Below are 17,699 nucleotides of genomic sequence, written 5' to 3'. Positions count from 1 at the left end.
ACCTAAGTATCATTGATATATAACTATTATCAATCATGACCCGGTATGTTTCTAGAATATTTCCTATTTAATATTCTACTCTATTAATAATTATTTTACAATGATATTTATTCTTTAATAAAGATTCCCTTTTCACTTAACTACTGCATCTGCACCGTTGGCGAGAAACGCTTTTTCCCAATTATCAACATAAGATCCTGTGGCCCACTCAGCCATAATAATTGATGTTCCGGTCTGCAAGTCTATTTTTGCCAATGGTTCACTTCCTAATTGACCTGCACTGATTGAGTAAACCTGAAGTTTGGTCTTGGTTATGACAAGAGCCATATCTTGATTAGGAGAGGTGAAGGCATCCACGGCATCTGGAACGCGATCCTTAATGTATTGCCAGCTAAGACACAACGTATCATAGAAAATCAATTTAGCCGGGGGAACTAAATTAACATTAAAATCCGTATAGCTGGGGTCATTAGCATCTTGAAAATAGTAATTTATTCTGCCTCTAAGATACCAATGTCCATTTTTACGGATCAGACCGAAATTTTGCTCATAGCCGTCATTATTTATGGATGTAACATTAATATTGTTGTTTAAAGACCGGAGTGCCTGAGCCCTAGCGTTGCTAAAAGCAACCAACCCGTTGTTTCCTAACAGGTCAGACAGCTTAATCCCCTCTAAAGCAGAGATTTTATCCACCGGCAGGACCTGTAAACGATTTTCAACCTGGTCGGTCTCCACAGCAACAAAGTCATTACCAACATAATCAATGATCTTTTGACCAGCTCCTGTCTTAACTTCCCCTCGGCTAATTGTCATGGTCCTCAGTTGCGGCTCCTGCACTTTAGTAGAAACATCATGAGCTGAATATATATCCTGCATGTATGGTCCTTCCTTAAGTTGGCGTATCTGCAACTCCCAAAAGCCACTGCTGCGCGGGAAAAAGATATTGTCACCTATTAAAACCGGATGCAGTTTCTTATTATCTATAGCCAGCCATAAAGTCTGGTACGTGAAGCCAAAATTATCTGCATTATCGTTAACATCCGATCCCTTCGGTATCTTTAGACCCACCAAAACACCGGATGCTCCAGAATTGCTATGTTCGTTGGTTTTGAAGTCATTAAGGTTAGCGGACGCTAAAGAACTGTCTGCTTGATCAGAGACCTTCTCGAGATATAACACTTTATTTTGAACAAAAGCTACGAGCTTTGCATCATCGATTCTCATAAATTCGCCTAGAAAATTCTCCTCTGAGGATACAGTAATGACTTCAACTTCTTTACTGTCTGGCATTAAAGTATTTGCTAAACTTAAATATTTAGTCATTAAATAGTTTGAAGAGTTTACTTTTTTTATCTTAAACATCGGTTTGCTCCAAACATACTCACCGAGCATGGCAACTTCCGCCGTAAATTGAATCTTACCTTCCCAACTCGAATTATCTGCTCCGGAATTCCCGTTGGGTTGCATCTCCTGAATCACTTGCCATTGACCTTCCAATGGGCAAAGATCATGTACGGGTGGAATAATCTTACCCGCCGTTGTCCAAGAAAGGTTGGCACAACCGCCGAGCAAGAGGAGGGAAAAACTTATAATCAACACACTAAACGCTCTATGCATAGAAACTCTCCCCTTTAGGCAGGGTGATAAATACCTTTGTCCCTTGATTAAGTATACTTGTGATCTCTAACTTACCACCCATTAGGTTCACAATTTCTTCGCATATTGACAGCCCTATTCCATTTTGGGAGCGTGAAGTTTTTCCCTTATAGAATTTCTCTTTGACCATGGGGAGTTCATCAACGGCTATTCCACACCCAGTATCCGAAATAGTGAATAACAATTCCTTGTTTTGCATCTCTATATCGAAACTAACTACTCCGCCTGCAGTCGTGAAATTAAAGGCATTATCTAAAACGTTTATAAACAACTGTTTAAGCCTATTGGCATCCGAGAAAAAATCGGGTAAATCTTTAGGACATTGAACGGTGAAGTTGATATTTTCCCGCACTGCCCTTGGAGTTAATTGTTTTTGGATGTGCTCGATAAGCGAGGCTAAATCAACCTCAGCCTTTTGCAATTTCACTCGGCTGGAGACGAACTTAGAAAAATCCAGCAGTTCTTCAACCATCAAAGTTAGTCGTTCACTCTCCTTGGCAATAATCCCCAGACCGTCTGCTAACATATCCTTTTGTTGGAATTGTTCATTCTGTAAAGTAATTGCCCAGCCCATGATCGAAGTTAGGGGTGTGCGCAGTTCATGGGAAACCGATGAGATAAAATCATTCTTAAGCTGTTCCTTTTTCACAATCTCATCCGCCATATAATTCAAAGTATCTGAGAGCTTACCGATCTCATCTTCATTTGTTTTCTTACTGCGAGCTTGAAAATTGCCAGAAGCCATTTCTTGAGCTGCTTTTGTAACTTCTTTTAAAGGCACGATAATTGTATTGGCTAAAAAAACACTGATCATCCCGGCGATAAAAACTACTGCCAGACCGATTGAGATAAAGATATAAGCTGTGTTTTGAATATCCTTATCAACAGCGCTTAAGGAAGTTATAAAGCGTAAGGCCCCCACTACTTCATTGTTAGCCTTTAAAGGGTAGGCCACAGCCATTACTTTTTGTCCATTTAATCTCCCAATCCATTTCCCAGTGTTTCCGTCTAAGGCTTCCTTGATATCGTTTATTGCTACATTCCCTGTGGGAATCACACCCAGAGAATCCATTACAATACTGCCATCCTTATCCACAATTTCCACTTCAGCGTTACTTTGGTTCCAGAAAGCGTCTACATTATATAAGACATTTTCCTGAAGTGAGGTGTCAGAAAAATACTTAGCATACAAATCAGCAGAAATCTTAATCTGGTTAGTGAGACTTCCTTCTAAGCTTCCATAGTAGTTTTGGCGTACTGTATAGATAAGAAGCACTTCGAGAATCGTCACAGTGATAATGATGATGATCATAAAATTGGCTGTCAGCCTGGCTCTAATTCCTGTCATTTTAAGGTTCCTGTTGCCATCGGTAACCGGAACCCCAAACCGTTTTAATATATTCCGGTTGCGAAGGATTATCCTCAATCTTTTCCCGCAAGCGCCTAATATGGACATCCAATGTTTTTGTATCCCCAAAATAATCATCACCCCAGACAGTATTCAGCATCTCTTCCCGCTTAAGTGCCCTACCAGGGTTTTTCATAAATACTTGTATCAAAGCAAATTCGATAGGGGTTAAATCAATCTCCTGATCACTCTTGAATAATTTGTTAGCAGTAACATTCAAGCATAAGTCCCTGCAACTATAAACCTCTTTTGGGTCTTTACACCCATTGCCTCTTCGCAAAACAGCCTTTACACGAGCAATCAATTCTAAAGGGTTAAACGGTTTTACCATATAATCATCTGCGCCCAGTTCCAAGCCAAGAATTTTATCTGTGTCTTGGCCCTTGGCGGTAAGCATAATCACGAATGTTTCTTGCATAGTCTCCCTGATTTTTTGACAAACTTCCAATCCGCTGATACCCGGCAACATGAGATCTAACACAACTACCTTAGGGACAAACGATTTCAACATCTCCAGGGCTTCCTCTCCAGACGCAGCATCACCCACTAAATACCCTGCCGCGCTAAGGTTAAGTGTAATAAAGCGTCGGATAGGCTCTTCATCTTCAACAACTAGTACTTTTACTTTTACATCCTTCATCTGACCACTCCGCGTATCTGTTATTGCAGGGTTTTGAACCCTGTACCTTTATTCTAAACCATTTAGCACAGCTAAGGGGATTTTTTTACAGGAATTGTCTTAGTTTTGCAAACCTCCAGAAAATACTATTGGCAAAACATCAGGACCTAACACCCCAAACGAAAATCCTTGTTTTTTTAACAGCTCAATAATCTCTGGCAACGCATCAATCGTTGTATTTTTACCTACTAGATCATGTAACAATATAACAACTCGAGTCTTACCCTGAATCTGCTCTTCAACATTCCTAATTAACTGGTCCTCAGAGAATAATCGAGCATCTGTGTCTCCCGGATCAACATTCCAGTCTTCCATTAAATAACCTGCGGCGTCTATAGTATTAAAATAGTCAATATTAAAATGACCTACCGTCCCTCCAGGGGCACGAACTATTTGGGGGCGTATACCAATGGTATGATAAATGATCTCTTCTGCTTTCCTTACGTCATCCAGGAAATTCTTAGGTCTCTTATACACCTCAGCCATATTATGAGAATATGTATGGTTGCCGATCACATGATCCTGCTCATACACAGCCTTTAGTAAATCCGGATAAAGCTCCACCTGTTGCCCGATATTAAAAAAGGTGGCGCGGACATTTTCTTTGGCCAATATATCAAGAATTTTTGGCGTGGTACTAGGATACGGACCATCATCAAACGTCAAATACGCCATTTTTTCACTTTCCGACTGGAATTTACGCTGGCGCATAGCTAAACCCGGAGCTGTTGGCGGGTTGCCCGCCTCATCATAGTATGGTCGAATGGGCGTGCCTGGTGGCCCAGGTAGTGGAGTCGGGGATAAATCTTCCGCTGTGCCCGAGATGATTATATTTGGTTTTACATTAGAATGGGAGGGTTCTTGCAGTGACGTCCCGGATGACGACTCAGATAACGACTCAGCTTTTTGATCTGAAGACTGAGAATCTTCGTACCGGGTGTTAATTGCCTCTGATTGAGATGGGGCCTTCTCTGTTAGCAACTTGCTTTGATCGGGTTGGGACAAGGACGATTCTTCCGGATATTTCCCCTGAGCGAGCAGTGCAGAACTTGGAGATGTCGCCAATTGATCTTCTTTACTGTCAATTTCACTCGTTTCATCCACCTCTGCCATACTGTTAGGTAAAGGCGCTAAATCCTCTTTCAGCTTCGGCGAATCGTGCAGTCGAGCAATTGATTGAGTAGCGATACTCCAGTGAGGAAATACCCCCACCCAAAAAACGCTAATACTTAAAAAGCTCGCCATAAAAACCAGACCTGCGATTTTCATTTTGGACATAGTTCTCTCTTCCTCTCTCTACATCTTGTCTCTGTCTCAAAAAAAACACTCTTTTCGCCATACTTCTACAATACACCTAATCCCTAAATTGTTTTTTACAGAGATCTTAATAATAGTTACAAATTGGTTAAAGAATAAGCTAAATTCATTTGAGCTGCATTGAAAGAAATCTCCTCTTAGTTTTAAAATAAAAATCTCCCGTGTGATCATCACACGGGAGATTTTTCCAATGGCCAAGGTTCAATGCTTTTGTACTATTATGATCTCTTTAAGCTCTTTTCCGTAATTTTCTTTCCAAACTCTTCCTTCTGCAATATTCCATCTTTTTCTCTCCTAGTCCCCCAAGTAATAGTTTGGAAAAACATCATCAACCCTATAGCAATTGATGATATTTCATTAAATCCAACATCTTTTCCGACGATAATTCTATGAATTGTAAAACATATCATGATTAACGTAGCAGTTCCAGTGATAATTGCACCAATTTTTCGGGTGTTCGTTTTTCCCCTCCCCTTCCTTTAACTAAAATTCCCCAAACTTCTTTATACCCTTTTCCTTCTATAAATATAAGGATCTGTTAATAATAATCGGCCTTATCAGACCATTAGATCAAAACAGCTTCAGCCTAGAAGGTTGTATGTTCCGTCCGGGTGATAATCTCCTCCTGCAACGCCTCACTTAGATCACAGAAATAGTCACTATACCCTGCCACTCGTACGATTAGGTCACGATATTTTTCCGGTTCAGCTTGGGCTGCTCGCAAGGTCTTGGCACTGACCACGTTAAATTGAATATGGTGTCCCCCTAATTTGAAATACGAGCGCACCAAATGAGCCAATTTATCAATTCCCTCTTCTCCCTCTAAGACTTGAGGTGTAAACTTCAGATTTAACAAGGTCCCTCCAGTCCGTGCATGATCGAGTTTGGAAGCTGATTTAATGACCGCAGTTGGGCCCAAAAGGTCCATTCCCTGAACTGGAGAAATCCCTTCCGAAAGCGGTTCCCAAGCTTTCCGCCCTTCCGCAGAAGCACCAATGACGGAACCAAAATAAACGTGGCAAGTCGTCGGCAACATATTGATCCGATAAACTCCGCCCTTAGTATTAGGCCTGTCATTAACTTCACTATAGTAAGTATTAAAAATATCCACCATTACTTCGTCAGCATAGTCATGATCATTTCCAAAGTGGGGTGTCTTGTTTATCAGCAACTGGCGCACCGCCTCATGTCCCGAGAAATTAGCGTTTAACGCATCGAGCAACTGATCTATGGCAAGATTCTTCTGCTCAAATATATGGTATTTTACTCCAGATAATGTGTCTGTCAGACTTCCAAGGCCAACCCCTTGCACATAGTTGGTGTTATATCGAGCACCACCATCATTATAATCCTTGCCCTCAGCAATACAGTCATCAATTAGCAAAGAAAGAAACGGAGACGGCATATAGGTTGCATAAAGACGTTCAATGATATTACTCCCTTTAACCTTAATATCCATAAAATAGTGAAGTTGTTTCTTAAAAGCTTCAAACAACTCATTAAAGGACTCAAAACTCCTGGGATCTCCAGTTTCCAAGCCCAGTTGCCGGCCTGTTTTGGGGTCTAGCCCATTATGCAAGACTAATTCAAAAACTTTCGACAGATTAAAATACCCTGTTAAAATATAACTTTCCTTGCCAAAGGCCCCAGTCTCCACACAGCCGCTCGTTCCCCCTTGCCGGGCATCCTCGATCAGTTTACCCTGGCGCAGAAGCTCCTCGACAACCGTATCTGCATTAAATACTGAAGGTTGACCCCAGCCCTTGCGGATGATCCGTGCCGCACGTTTCAAGAAACGATCCGGGTTTTTCTTGCTTAACTGAATGTTTGAGCTTGGCTGTAAGAGGCGCATTTCATCGATTACATCTAAGACCAGGTAAGTGACGTCATTGACCCCGTCTGAGCCATCCGCCTTAAGTCCGCCGCTGTTGATATTCGCGAAATCCGTATACGTTCCGCTTTCAGCAGCAGTTACCCCCACTTTAGGAGGCGCTGGTTGATTATTAAACTTTACCCAAAAACACTGAAGGAGTTCTCTAGCTTGTTCCTCAATCAACGTTCCCTCATCTAAACCATTCTTATAGAAGGGATACAAATGTTGATCCAGTCGTCCCGGACTAAAGGCATCCCAGGTATTAAGTTCTGTGATGACCCCTAAATGCACAAACCAATAGGCTTGCAAAGCCTCCCAGAAATTCCGCGGGGCATGGGCTGGAACATAAGAACAAACCTCGGCAATCCTCTCCAATTCTGCCTTACGAATACAGTCTGTTTCAACTTGGGCTAGTTCTTGGGCCTTTTCAGCGTGACGTTCAGCAAACCTAATGATGGCTTCTGCACTGATCCGCATAGCTTTTAGTTGTTCTTGCTTGTAGTATGCTTCCGCATCGTTAAAGTAGTCCAATTTGTTCAAATGCGCATCGATCTTTGCGATAAAGTCGTGAAAACCTAAGCGATAAATTTTATCATCGAGTACGGTGTGCCCAGGGGCTCTCTGCTCCATAAACTCTGTAAAGATGCCTGCATCATAAGAATTCTTCCATTCCTCGGACATTTCCGCAAAAATCAAATCCCGCATAGAATTGCCTTGCCAATAGGGGATGATTCGTTCGTCATAAGCTTGACGCACTTCTGGACTGACTTTGAACGATATTTTCGGACGCGAATTCAGGATATCCAGATCCTTCAGACTATGACAACACAGTTCGGGGTATGTATATGTAGCCTTTGGAGCCGGCCCTCTTTCTCCTACGATCAATTCGTCCTCATTAATGCAAATCTCCTTGTGCTCCAACAAATATTTAAACGCTAAAGCCCGTTGGACAGGAACGGAAGTATTTCCTGCCGAACGATAGAATTCTGTGATCAACTCCGCTCTTTCTGCGGATATATAAGCTTCAGCCTCAAGGCTACGTTGTCTGAGCATAGTCACTCGTTTATTCATTCTTAGGTCACTTCCTTTGCTTGTAGATTTACCTTACCCTCGCTTTATAGCACTATATAAGCCAACTAGGCAATTTGCTATTATTGCAATTGATATAATGCCTTTTCATAGTCTTTTACAAAGTAACGCTTACCTTTCTTTATCACTTCATGGCCTTCCATCTCCAACAACATTCTTTGTTGTTCTATACCCCCTGGGTACTTTTCATTTAACTCTCCACCTTTTTTCAAAGTACGCCAGTAAGGGGTTATATCTCTGCTTCCCAAATTTTCACGTTCTTGGGACGCATTCGCGGCAATATTGATAAAAATCCCCGCGGTAAGGTGGCAAGTGAAGTCGGCATTATGTTTTTTGGCAAGGTATTCTCTAATTTCGCCCGAAGTAATTATTTTCCCTGCGGGAATTCTTTTCATTGCCTCATCATATTCAATAGGGGCTGCTATAAGCATATTGCCGCACCCAAAGCGCTTGGCCATATTATTGTCATACCCTATGAATTCAAGCTTCGGCAAATCTCCTGAATTGTTAAGTTTCTCGTTAAAAGATTTTTTAGGCATAAAATACTCCTCCTTTGAATCTTCACCCTAATCATCCATTGCTGCACTATGTCATTGGCCGTATATTATCCCCCAATTTTCACCTTCAACCCAAACTGCTCCAACCTCTTTGCTATCTGTACCATGCGTTCATCGACAGGGGACTGTATATCCGCCAGACTATACTCCAGACCAAGCCGCAGATACTTATCCACTCCCGCTTTGTGGTATGGCAAACAATGAATTTCTGCTATACATTTTAACGCCGAAACAAATTCACCCATTTGTCGAAGATTATCTTTATCATCATTGATCCCAGGAATGATTGCTACACGGACAATAACTTGTGGATGGTTCTCGGCAAGCCAACGAAGGTTTGCTTTAATTAGTTCATTAGGAACCCCAGTTACATCTTGGTGCTTCCTGCTATCCATAAGTTTCAAATCATATAAGAAGAGATCCACATAGGGGCTGATCATTTGCAAGGAATCTAATCTCACAAATCCAGCTGTCTCTACCGCAGTGTGAATTTCCTTTCTTCGGCACTCCTTAAGTATCTCCAGCAGAAAGTCCGGTTGCCCAAGCGCTTCTCCACCGGAAAAAGTTACTCCTCCTCCGGATTCGTCATAGAATATTAAATCTTTCTCGATCTCAGCCATGACTTCTTTCAAGGACATCTCCTTAGCAACGAGCTCTCTCACCCCGGCATGGCAAATCCTGCTGCATTCTCCACAGGCCAGACACTTTTCTCTTAAATAAACCAGTTGTCCCTCAATAGAAACAATCGCTTTGCTTGGGCAGACTTTTATACACTGCCCGCAACTAATACACCTGTCCTGCCGATACATTAACTCCTGATCGAATCTCTGGCCCTCTGGGTTATGACACCAGGGACAGCAGAGAAGACAACCTTTAAAAAATATTGTCGTCCGAATGCCCGGCCCATCATGGATGGAGTACTTCATAATGTTAAAAATCTTGGCCTTAAGCAAAATTCCACCACTCCTGCTTTTTTAGAACTAATTCAGTGCTAAAGATTAACGTTCCCTTTCCCTAGCAGATCGTTATACTCGAAGATGAATTTAATAGGGTATAGATCTTTTAATTCTCCACGAACCGTTTAGTTCCTCTACACAGATAATAACCTTTTCTTTTTAGTGTTTAACATTGCTTAGCGGTTATCCTATTAATATTGATTTATTCAAAATATAAATATCAATATCTCTATATTTATATTTTGAATAAATCAATTGATGGAAATTTAGGGATAAAATTAAGAGGAAGGTCTGTCCAAAACTCATTACAGTTTTGAACAGACCCCTTGTTTTACGCATTCTGTTCTTGGGATAATCCAGATTGTTTACGATTTATCAGAGTATTCTCCCATTGCAGAGGAATTCAAACTACACTAGTCAGAATACAATAAGCAACAAATTATTTTATTCCTCTTCCATGTAAGGATAGTTAACTACTGTACGCGGCACAAATGTCTCTTTAATTGTACGTTGACTCATCCAACGATATAAGTTGATTGCACTGCCAGCTTTATCATTTGTACCTGATCCACGACTGCCGCCGAATGGTTGTTGTCCAACAACCGCACCAGTAGGTTTGTCATTGATATAGAAGTTACCTGCTGCATGATCCAAGGCTTTTGCCATCTTGATAATTGCAGCTCTGTCTTGTGCAAATACAGAACCTGTCAATCCATAAGTGGTTGCTGTATCACATTCTTTTAAAGTTTCTTCTAATTTGTCATTTGGATATACATAAATGGTCATAACCGGCCCAAAGATTTCTTCTACCATTGTCTTGAATGTCGGCGTCTTTGCTAAGATTATTGTGGGCTCTACAAAGTATCCTACACTATCATCGCTTCCCCCACCAATGATAATGTCAGCATCTTTAGATTCCCTCACATAATCAAGATAACTTTGAATATTTCTAAACGATTTTTGATCAATAACAGCATTCACAAGGTTTTTAAAATCACGTACGTCACCCATCTTGATCTTGCCAATTTCTTTTTCAAGACGTCTTTTTAAATCGCTCCATAAACTTTCAGGGATATAAGCGCGGGACGCAGCAGAACACTTTTGCCCTTGATATTCGAAAGAACCAAGAACGATTGCACAGGTAAGTGCTTCAATATCTGCCGATTCATGAGCAAAGATAAAGTCTTTACCACCTGTTTCACCAACAAGACGAGGATAAGTAACATACTTATCAATATTTCCACCTACTTGATTCCAAATGTTGTTAAATACACTTGTCGATCCTGTAAAGTGGAAGCCTGCCATTTTAGGATGACTGACTACAACTTTACCAAAGTCAACCCCTCGGCAAGGTACGAAGTTGATAACCCCTGCAGGCAAACCAGCTTCTATAAGAATTTGCATGACATAGTAGTTTGAAAGTACAGATGTCGATGAGGGCTTCCATAAAACAGTGTTACCGGCCATAGCTGGAGCAGTAGCAAGGTTACCACCGATTGCAGTAAAGTTAAAAGGTGTGATCGCTGCAACAAAACCGTCAAGCGCACGATATTCTACGCGGTTCCAAATACCACTTGAGTTGTTGGGTTGTTGTTTGTATATCTCTTGTACATAGTAAGTATTAAAGCGAAGGAAATCTGCTAATTCACAGATTACATCGATTTCTGCTTGAAAAGGATTCTTGCTTTGACCAAGCATACAAGAAGCCGATAATTTTGCTCTGTATTTTCCAGTCAACAAATCTGCTGCTTTTAAGAAAATAGTAGCCCTATGTTCCCAAGGCATGTTTTCCCATTCTTCTTTGGCCGCTTCTGCTGCGTCGATTGCCATAAGGAGTTCTTTTTCACCAGCTACATAGTATTGGCCAAGTACTTTCTGATGATCATGAGGGCAAATCATTTTTTCTTTATTCTCTGTACGAATTTCTTTTCCACCAATAATAATCGGTACTTCGACTGGGTTAACTAATTGTCTTTCAAGTTCTGCTTTTAAAGCAACCCGCTCAGGTGATCCCGGCATATAACCTTTAATTGGTTCATTTTCCGGAAGTTTAAGTTGAAAATATGCATTGTTCATTTTTAACATTCCTCCTAGTTTTTTTCACATCATACCACTGCTGATTCAAGTAACAATTCTCCCCCGCTGAAGCGTTCCAAACCAAATCGTTCAATGGGCATAAAACAATTTTGGCCTAGAATCTTCTGAGCCAGAAGAACCGCTGTTTGAGGAGCAACCATAAAACCATGACCGCTAAACCCTGCAGCCACCCACATTCCTTTAGCGTCCGGTACTTCATCTAAAATTGGATTAGCATCAGGGCTCATATCATAGAGACCAGACCATTGACGAACAACCCGCAGGTTCTTTAAAAGAGGCAAGACTGTGGTCGCTTGACGAGCCACATCCTCTAAGAACTCCCAGCTGGAATTAATGTTAAAGTCCTTGGGTTCATTAGGGTCACCTACTCCCATAATAAAACTGCCGTGTGGGGTCTGCTGACAGTATAAACGATGGTGAAGAGAGATAACCATCGGCCCCTGGCATGGTTCAACCGGTTCGGTAACCAGCGCCTGATGCCGCTGGGGATAAAGGGGCAGTTCAAAACCGACCATTTTACAGATCGTACCCGCCGCATACCCGCAGGCGTTAATCACGATCGAAGCCGCGATATCACCTTTAGAGGTCTGAACAGATGTCACCTTACCATTTTCCCGCGTGATTCCAGTGACGGAAGTGTAGGTCTCAAATTTAACCCCCAGCCGACTGGCAGCTTTATAGTAGGCATCCACAACGTGAAACGGGTTAGCATGACCGTCCGACTGACAGAAGGTAGCACCGATTAGTCCATTAATATTCAGATGGGGTACGATTTCTTGAGCTTCCTGAGGAGTGATCATTTTAGTAGGTATCCCCAGACTATGCTGAATGGCGACATTCTTTTTGTACTGGTTCCATTCGTTTTGAGTGTAGGAAACCATCAGGTAACCGCCTTGCTTAAACTCGATGTCTCTATCATATTCCAGTTCTTCATTCATACCCTCAAAACGCTTCACACTGTCACGAGCAAGAATAGCGTTGGTTTCCGTTCCCCATTGTTGGCGAACACCGGCACCGCATCGTCCCGTTGCTCCCGATGACAGGTATTGCTTTTCGATAACTACGATATCCTTAACTCCACGCACGGCCAATTCATACGCAGTGGCGCACCCTGTAATCCCACCGCCGATAATCACAACGTTAGCTGATTTTTGCAATTTATTCACCCCCCGCAAACGTTCCCAGTTTCACCGGCCTCACTGTTGGCCGAAAGGTAGGCATCAAAACTTCACCAACAGGGATCCCGTAATATTTTGCCAATTCCTGCGCGATCAGCATCCGACAAGTACGTCCTTGGCAAGGACCCATTCCGGCGCGAATGACACGTTTAATTTCATCAATAGTACGGTAACCTTGATCAATCAACGACTTTATTTCCTCCAGAGTGATATCCTCACATCGGCAGACTATCGTTTCCTTAGTTTGCATGCCTAACCCCTCCCAAACGAATACTGCGAACGTCCATGGCCAGATCATTAGGTACGACTAGCCATAGTGTGTATGTCTTGTTTTTCTGGCCGCCTGACTGAACTTTAATCACTTCAAAAACGCCAAGTTCTTCGCCGGCTCTGCTCAAGCCAACTACTTTATCGCTTACTTGAGGGACAGGAAGATATTCAAAAGGAATCCTGACAACCGCTTCCGTATCGCTATAAGAGGCATCCACAATGAATATGGCTAACCCAGGGCAACGGCTAAGGCAGACACCGCATCCATTACATTTATCAAAATCAAGTTTCGGCAGATTATTAATATCCTCCATCGGCTGAATTGCACCTTGCTTACAGGCTTCTGTGCAAGGATTGCAGGGAATCTCCTGAAAACATTCGATGATGGCTACAGGCCCTTTTTTTAGCCTGTCTTCGGAAGGGGAAACCTTTTTAACATCTTCAGCTGTTGGAATACCCGTTTTGTTTAGCATACCGCTCCCCCCTTGTCCATTAGGTTCATTATTCCCCTCAGCGTCTTTTGACCGGCGGGACCAGCACGAAGTTCGCTTAATTCGGCCAGGGCTTCCGCTTGAAGCTTTGGAGCAATATCCTCTCCATACCCCAAACTGCAAGCAGCACTTATACCTGCCAAACGACCTTCTACCATAGCCGAACTTGCTTCTTCCACCCCGCTGACATCCCCCGCAACGTAAAGTCCTGGGCGAGTGGTTTCTAAATATTCATTTCTAACAGGGACATGTCCGGAAAGCTCTGAGACGTATTTCATCTGGCAATCTGCTTGAAAGCATAGTTCAGTTAATGGGCTCAACCCAACCGCCAGACAAATCACATCGACTTTCAGATCTTGCTCACTCCCTGAAACCGGTTGCCAGCTCTCGTCGAGCTTGCAGATAATCGCACCCGCAACACTTTCATCACCATAAGCTTCAGTAATAGTATGCGAAGTTAAAATTGGCACCCCAGCCCGTTGAATCTTAGAGGCATGAACGAGATAACCACCGATGGTTGGTGCAGCCTCAATAATCGCCGCTATCTCCACACCTGCCTGCATTAATTGGTAGGAGACAATTAGTCCAATATTGCCCGCTCCGATCATTAAGACTCGTTTTCCGGGGACAATGCCATGAACATTCATTAAGGTTTGTACTGCTCCTGCCCCGTAAATGCCCGGGAGGTCATTATTGGGGAAGGCAATCATTTTTTCAGAAGCGCCAGTGGCTACAATGATCTTTTTGGGATTTATTTTTAGATGTTTGGCTTGACCTTCAGCAGTTACCACTCCATCTTCGTAAATTCCAAGTGCAGTAGTGTCAGTCCAAACTTCAACGTTAGGATTATTTCCGCACTGCTCTATAAGTAAATCGCCAATCTGGTAACCTCGATCACCAGCATATTGCTTCTTAGAACCGAAGAATTTATGTGTTTGTTTGATCAATTGACCGCCGGGTTTTCCGTCCCGTTCCAAGACTAGGACGCTGGCACCCAGATTAGCCGCAGCAGAAGCAGCACTTAGGCCTGCTGGTCCGCCACCAACAATAAGGATCTCAGTCTCTTTCACCTTAGGCACCCCTTTCCCTGCTGAGTCTCTACCCTCATTCCGGGTTTCAACTTTTCCACACAAATTCTAATATTAGGTTCTCCGTCGACATCCATTAGACAGGACGAACAATTTCCAATCGCACAAAAGAGACCCCGGGGACGATGCATTGCGTGGCTGTGGCCCAAAACTCTAACTCCAGCCGCATGAAGTGCAGCAGCAATAGTTTCACCCTCAAAGCCCTTAAGTTCCTGCCCATTGAAGAAGAAAGAGATCTCTTCTCCACGCAGAAATTCTAAAATCGGATGCTCGGTGATACGCATAAAAAAACTCACTCCCCTATTTATAAATAGTTGAAAGAATGTCCTTTCATGTCATATTAGCATGCAATTCCTGTGCCATGATTTTAGTGGTTAAGATAATCCACAATTTATTAGCTTTATATATAAGAAGACTAAGGAAAAAAAGAGAGTCCTTCTCTCAAATCTTGTAAGTGTCAGTGATTCCGAACACCATCAAGATTGAAAGAAGAACCCCCAATATTCCATTCTTTGGCCCTCCCAATCAATGGGGATAATGTTACTTAGGTTGAATAACTATTCTCCGAGATAAGACTTACGTATATCCTCATTGGTTGCTAAATCTTGGGCCAGACCTTCCAGTACGATTTCCCCGGTCTCTAGGACATAAGCCCGATTAGAAATTTCCAAGGCTAAGTGAGCATTCTGCTCTACTAAAAGAATTGTCGTTCCAGCTACATTAATATCCTCAATGATGTGAAAAATCTCTTCCACCAACATTGGGGCAAGACCCATACTAGGTTCATCAAGGATCAGAAGGTCAGGCCTGGCCATCAGGGCCCTGCCCATAGCAAGCATCTGTTGTTCTCCTCCGGATAAGGTACCCGCTAACTGCTTAATTCTCTCCTTTAGTCTGGGAAAATGATGATATACACGATCAAAATCTGCCTGTCCCGGCTTGCCCTTCCTGGTATGCGCACCCATTAGAAGGTTCTCATAGACAGACATCTCTGGAAATACTCGACGCCCTTCCGGTACGTGAGACAGACCCATCTCCACAATTTTATGAGGAAGCATGCCCTGAATTTGGACATCTTTAAAGGTTATCCTGCTGTCTTTATTGGATGGTTTCAGAAGTCCAGAGATTGTGCGTAAAGTTGTGCTCTTCCCTGCTCCATTGGCCCCGATTAAGGCGACGATCTCTCCTTTTTTTACTTCTAAGGAAATGCCGTGTAACGCCCTAATTGAGCCATAGCTTACATTTATCTTTTCTAACGTCAACATGTCTTGGCCCTCCCTAGCGACGAATTCTGCTTTTAAATTTACCGGAGCCCAAGTATGCCTCGATAACGGCGTTGTTGCTTCGAACCTCTAAAGGCGTCCCCTCAGCAATCAATTTACCATAGTCCAGCACGGCTATTCTCTCAGAAATACCCATGACCAGCTTCATATCGTGCTCAACCAGAAAAATTGTAATACCGGTATCACGAATTCTTCGAATCATTTCCATTAAAACTACCTTTTCCTGGGGGTTCATTCCTGCAGCAGGCTCATCTAAAAGGAGTAACTTCGGTTTGGATACTAAGGCTCTTGCAATCTCTAAACGTCTCTGTTCTCCATACGAGAGGTTTTTTGCCATTTCCTCACATTTTGTTTCCAAGTCAAGGAATTTCAGCGCTTTAATTGCTTTCTCTTCTATTTCTGCCTCTTCTCGTTTCATGCCTGGCAAGCGAGTAAATGCTTGAAACAAGCCCGCTTTTCCTCGACAGTGGGCACCAATCTTTACATTATCTAACACGGAAAGTTCACTGAACAGACGGATAGTCTGAAAAGTTCTAGTGACACCCATTTCTGCAATCTTGTGAGTAGGGATACCAACTAAAGGTTTGCCAGCTAATGAAATTGTACCTTCTGTGGGTTTATAGATACTTGTGATCAAGTTAAACACCGTGCTTTTACCCGCTCCATTAGGCCCAATCAAAGCCAATATTTCGCCCTGCTTAATTTCTAGATTTACAGTATCTACCGCAGTCAGACCGCCAAAGCGGATGGTTACGTTGTCTAATGTTAATAAACTCATCCCTATTCCTCCCGTCCGGCCTGTTTTTTCTTAGGAAACATCATTGCACGGCGAACGGCCTGCCTTAAGTTTACTCCGCCCATTAAACCATAGGGACGAAAGATCATGATCACGACGAGCAGTAACCCGTAAACGATCATTCTATAGTTAGCGAGAGGTCTCAAAATTTCCGGAGCGGCGGTAAGAACTATAGCACCAATTATCGTTCCGGGAATACTCCCTAAACCACCTAGAACAATAATACTTAAAATATCAACGGACTTTTGAAAACCAAAATCAGTGGGTTGTATAAACGTTGTCGTATGAGCAAACAAAGCGCCCCCCACCCCTGCGCAGAAAGCGCCAATGGCAAAGGCCTGAATTTTATATAGTGTGGTGTTAATCCCAACTGCTGAGGAGGCAACCTCATCCTCCCGAATAGCAAGCATAGCCCGGCCATTCCGAGAATTTTCTAACCAGACCATGGCGCATATGGTTTGAACTGCAATAGTCATAACGATGGGGAAGGTCGTCGATCCCTCAATTCCTAGGAAACCAATAGCACCATTGGTAATTTTCATATTCGTGAATTGGACTCGTACGATTTCTGCAAAACCCAGTGTTGCAATAGCTAGATAATCCCCAGTTAGACGCAAGGTCGGAAAGCCAATAATAATTCCAAAGAAACATGCTATCAGACCGCCAATTAGTACTCCAACCAGAAAAGGCAAGTGATAATTCACGGTAGCAATTGCTGAAGCATAAGCCCCAATGCTCATGAAAGCCGCATGACCCAGGGAGAGCTGACCTGTTACCCCCGTGATCAGATTTAAGCCCAGAGCCATGATTAGATTTATCCCTATAAACAACCCAATCGTGAGAACATACGGGGACGTAATGTCGTTAATGATTTGTGAGCCGTACGCAGTTAAGCCAAGCAAACTGAGGAACAGCAGAACTTGAATAAGCCAATTGTTGAGTAATTTCTTCATTGCCA

Annotated in this window: 16 protein-coding genes; all 16 read right to left on the bottom strand. The window is 42.7% G+C overall.

Annotated features, from left to right (window positions below; translation table 11 throughout):
* Positions 1-132: 132 nt before the first annotated feature.
* The 16 genes from M8E35_RS12875 to M8E35_RS12800 all read right to left on the bottom strand — a co-directional run bounded on the left by M8E35_RS12875 (position 133) and on the right by M8E35_RS12800 (position 17,694).
* Positions 133-1,620 (bottom strand): hypothetical protein, encoded by a 1,488-nt coding sequence (locus tag M8E35_RS12875; protein ID WP_252469531.1) that lies wholly within the window; start codon positions 1,618-1,620, stop codon positions 133-135.
* Complete coding sequence (locus M8E35_RS12870) at positions 1,613-3,007, bottom strand: sensor histidine kinase (RefSeq protein ID WP_252469530.1); 1,395 nt, start codon at positions 3,005-3,007, stop codon at positions 1,613-1,615. Before M8E35_RS12870 ends, M8E35_RS12875 begins: the two co-directional genes overlap by 8 nt.
* 1 nt (position 3,008) lies before the next feature.
* The gene (locus tag M8E35_RS12865) at positions 3,009-3,707 is read right to left on the bottom strand and encodes a response regulator transcription factor (RefSeq protein WP_073031242.1); all 699 of its coding nucleotides are present in this window, start codon (positions 3,705-3,707) and stop codon (positions 3,009-3,011) included.
* 99 nt (positions 3,708-3,806) lie between these two features.
* Positions 3,807-5,024 carry a polysaccharide deacetylase family protein gene (locus M8E35_RS12860; RefSeq protein ID WP_252469529.1) on the bottom strand — a complete coding sequence of 406 codons (1,218 nt, stop codon included), beginning with the start codon at positions 5,022-5,024 and terminating at the stop codon, positions 3,807-3,809.
* Between the two features lie 625 nt (positions 5,025-5,649).
* Positions 5,650-8,007 (bottom strand): trans-4-hydroxy-L-proline dehydratase, encoded by a 2,358-nt coding sequence (hypD, locus tag M8E35_RS12855; protein ID WP_252469528.1) that lies wholly within the window; start codon positions 8,005-8,007, stop codon positions 5,650-5,652.
* Positions 8,008-8,087: 80 nt separating this feature from the next.
* Positions 8,088-8,564 (bottom strand): MGMT family protein, encoded by a 477-nt coding sequence (locus tag M8E35_RS12850; protein ID WP_252469527.1) that lies wholly within the window; start codon positions 8,562-8,564, stop codon positions 8,088-8,090.
* 65 nt (positions 8,565-8,629) lie between these two features.
* Positions 8,630-9,535 (bottom strand): glycyl-radical enzyme activating protein, encoded by a 906-nt coding sequence (locus M8E35_RS12845; RefSeq protein WP_252469526.1) that lies wholly within the window; start codon positions 9,533-9,535, stop codon positions 8,630-8,632.
* A gap of 447 nt (positions 9,536-9,982) precedes the next feature.
* On the bottom strand, positions 9,983-11,614 hold the full coding sequence (gene pruA / locus M8E35_RS12840; protein WP_252469525.1) for an L-glutamate gamma-semialdehyde dehydrogenase: 1,632 nt from the start codon (positions 11,612-11,614) through the stop codon (positions 9,983-9,985).
* A gap of 29 nt (positions 11,615-11,643) precedes the next feature.
* A complete protein-coding gene (locus M8E35_RS12835) occupies positions 11,644-12,792 on the bottom strand; it encodes an NAD(P)/FAD-dependent oxidoreductase (protein ID WP_289710815.1) in 1,149 nt (382 codons plus the stop codon).
* Position 12,793: 1 nt separating this feature from the next.
* Entirely contained in the window at positions 12,794-13,063 is a 270-nt protein-coding gene (locus M8E35_RS12830) for a (2Fe-2S)-binding protein (RefSeq protein ID WP_073031250.1), read from the bottom strand.
* Complete coding sequence (locus M8E35_RS12825; protein ID WP_252469523.1) at positions 13,053-13,556, bottom strand: 4Fe-4S dicluster domain-containing protein; 504 nt, start codon at positions 13,554-13,556, stop codon at positions 13,053-13,055. The genes M8E35_RS12830 and M8E35_RS12825 overlap by 11 nt, the downstream gene beginning before the upstream one ends.
* Entirely contained in the window at positions 13,550-14,644 is a 1,095-nt protein-coding gene (locus M8E35_RS12820) for an NAD(P)/FAD-dependent oxidoreductase (RefSeq protein WP_252469522.1), read from the bottom strand. The genes M8E35_RS12825 and M8E35_RS12820 overlap by 7 nt, the downstream gene beginning before the upstream one ends.
* On the bottom strand, positions 14,641-14,946 hold the full coding sequence (locus M8E35_RS12815; protein ID WP_252469521.1) for a (2Fe-2S)-binding protein: 306 nt from the start codon (positions 14,944-14,946) through the stop codon (positions 14,641-14,643). The genes M8E35_RS12820 and M8E35_RS12815 overlap by 4 nt, the downstream gene beginning before the upstream one ends.
* Positions 14,947-15,219: 273 nt before the next feature.
* Positions 15,220-15,927 (bottom strand): ABC transporter ATP-binding protein, encoded by a 708-nt coding sequence (locus M8E35_RS12810; RefSeq protein ID WP_252469520.1) that lies wholly within the window; start codon positions 15,925-15,927, stop codon positions 15,220-15,222.
* 13 nt (positions 15,928-15,940) lie between these two features.
* Complete coding sequence (locus M8E35_RS12805) at positions 15,941-16,723, bottom strand: ABC transporter ATP-binding protein (protein WP_252469519.1); 783 nt, start codon at positions 16,721-16,723, stop codon at positions 15,941-15,943.
* Between the two features lie 2 nt (positions 16,724-16,725).
* Positions 16,726-17,694 (bottom strand): branched-chain amino acid ABC transporter permease, encoded by a 969-nt coding sequence (locus tag M8E35_RS12800; RefSeq protein ID WP_252469518.1) that lies wholly within the window; start codon positions 17,692-17,694, stop codon positions 16,726-16,728.
* Positions 17,695-17,699: the final 5 nt, after the last annotated feature.

The organism is Desulfosporosinus nitroreducens, assembly GCF_023897015.1.
Classification (GTDB): Bacteria; Bacillota; Desulfitobacteriia; order Desulfitobacteriales; family Desulfitobacteriaceae; genus Desulfosporosinus; species Desulfosporosinus nitroreducens.
Note: the sequence above shows the minus strand (reverse complement) of the source record. Positions and strands in the feature narration are given on the sequence as shown.

Coding starts and splice junctions, on each gene's coding strand:
- M8E35_RS12825 (WP_252469523.1), bottom strand. CDS start 13,556: ATGCTAAACAAAACGGGTATTCCAACAGCTGAAGATGTTAAAAAGGTT.
- M8E35_RS12805 (WP_252469519.1), bottom strand. CDS start 16,723: ATGAGTTTATTAACATTAGACAACGTAACCATCCGCTTTGGCGGTCTG.
- M8E35_RS12815 (WP_252469521.1), bottom strand. CDS start 14,946: ATGCGTATCACCGAGCATCCGATTTTAGAATTTCTGCGTGGAGAAGAG.
- pruA (WP_252469525.1), bottom strand. CDS start 11,614: ATGAACAATGCATATTTTCAACTTAAACTTCCGGAAAATGAACCAATT.
- M8E35_RS12860 (WP_252469529.1), bottom strand. CDS start 5,024: ATGTCCAAAATGAAAATCGCAGGTCTGGTTTTTATGGCGAGCTTTTTA.
- M8E35_RS12875 (WP_252469531.1), bottom strand. CDS start 1,620: ATGCATAGAGCGTTTAGTGTGTTGATTATAAGTTTTTCCCTCCTCTTG.
- M8E35_RS12800 (WP_252469518.1), bottom strand. CDS start 17,694: ATGAAGAAATTACTCAACAATTGGCTTATTCAAGTTCTGCTGTTCCTC.
- M8E35_RS12830 (WP_073031250.1), bottom strand. CDS start 13,063: ATGCAAACTAAGGAAACGATAGTCTGCCGATGTGAGGATATCACTCTG.
- M8E35_RS12850 (WP_252469527.1), bottom strand. CDS start 8,564: ATGCCTAAAAAATCTTTTAACGAGAAACTTAACAATTCAGGAGATTTG.
- M8E35_RS12870 (WP_252469530.1), bottom strand. CDS start 3,007: ATGACAGGAATTAGAGCCAGGCTGACAGCCAATTTTATGATCATCATC.
- M8E35_RS12810 (WP_252469520.1), bottom strand. CDS start 15,927: ATGTTGACGTTAGAAAAGATAAATGTAAGCTATGGCTCAATTAGGGCG.
- M8E35_RS12865 (WP_073031242.1), bottom strand. CDS start 3,707: ATGAAGGATGTAAAAGTAAAAGTACTAGTTGTTGAAGATGAAGAGCCT.
- hypD (WP_252469528.1), bottom strand. CDS start 8,007: ATGAATAAACGAGTGACTATGCTCAGACAACGTAGCCTTGAGGCTGAA.